The sequence below is a fragment of the Rathayibacter sp. AY1C5 genome (assembly GCF_002931705.1).
Classification (GTDB): Bacteria; Actinomycetota; Actinomycetes; order Actinomycetales; family Microbacteriaceae; genus Rathayibacter.
Map to the genome: position 1 here is coordinate 1 of NZ_PSWD01000064.1, position 1,283 is coordinate 1,283.

Here is a 1,283-nt window from a genome sequence, read left to right on the forward strand (position 1 = left end):
CCCCCCGCCCCCTCGCCTCCGGGCTGATCGCGCTCGTCGCGACCGGTGCCCTGCTCTTCGGCGCGACCCCGGCCCTCGCCGCGGAGAACCCGCAGAAGCCCCTGTCCTCCTCCGAGGAGGCGCCGACCGGCCTCGCTCCCGCGAGCGAGTCGCCCGAGGCCGCCCAGCAGACCGCCCGCGCGGCCGTCAGCTACTACAACGCCCTCGTCGGCGGCGAGGAGCTGGCCGCCGGACAGCGGATCGTCTCGGGCACGAACGGCTACTCGTTCCGGATGCAGACCGACGGCAACGCGGTGGTCTACGACCCGCAGGGCCGCCCCACCTTCGCGACGAACACCCAGGGCCGCGGCGACCACCTGGTCATGCAGACCGACGGCAACATGGTCGTCTACTCCGCCAAGGGCGGCCCCGTGTGGAGCACGAACACGATCAACGAAGCGGGCGCCTCGGTGATCATGCAGCCCGACGGCAACCTCGTCGTCTACCGCGAGAACGGCTCGCCCGCCTGGGCGAGCAGCGTCCGCCGCGTCATCGCCGAGCCGGTGACCGACACGCTGTTCACGGAGCAGACCCTCCGCCCCGTCCACCAGCTCACCTCCGCCGACGGCCGCTTCAGCGCCGTCATGCAGAACGACGGCAACTTCGTCGGCTACGGCCCCCAGGGCGCCGTCTGGGGCACCGGCACCGGCGGCTCCGGCAACCGCATCACCATGCAGAAGGACGGCAACGCCGTCATCTACGGCTCCGACGGCTCCGTCAAGTGGTTCTCGGGCACGCGCGGCAAGGACCTCCGCCTGGGCATCAACAACGCCGGCTCGCTGATCATCGTGAACCCGTCCGACGACGTGATCTGGACCAGCCAGGCCGCCTTCCCCTCGACCACCCTCTACGCGGCGAACTCGCTCGAGGCGGGCAGCTTCCTCCGCTCCGCGAACGGCGTCTACCGAGCGGTGATGCAGGCGGACGGCAACTTCGTCGTCTACGGCAAGAACGGCCCGATCTGGGCGTCGAAGACCACCCGCGCAGGCGGCTTCTTCGCCCTCGACACCAGCGGGCAGATCGCCGTGGGCACCGAGACGACGAGCGGATGGTCGGTCGTCCCGCCCGCCGCGTCGGTCGGCCCCTACAAGCTCGTCATGCAGGACGACGGCAACCTCGTCGAGTACGACAGCCGCCGCGCGGTCTGGGCCAGCCGCGGCTGACGCCCCTCCGCCACGACGCCCCCTGGTCCCCGGACCGGGGGGCGTCGTGGCGGAGGGGCGTCAGCCGCGGCTGGCCCAGAC

1 protein-coding gene is annotated in these 1,283 nt (G+C 72.0%); it reads left to right on the top strand.

The features are described 5' to 3' along the window. The coding region (locus C5C57_RS17500) for a hypothetical protein (RefSeq protein WP_104297940.1) at positions 1-1,202 on the top strand (1,202 nt) is incomplete at its 5' end. Positions 1,203-1,283 lie beyond the last annotated feature (81 nt).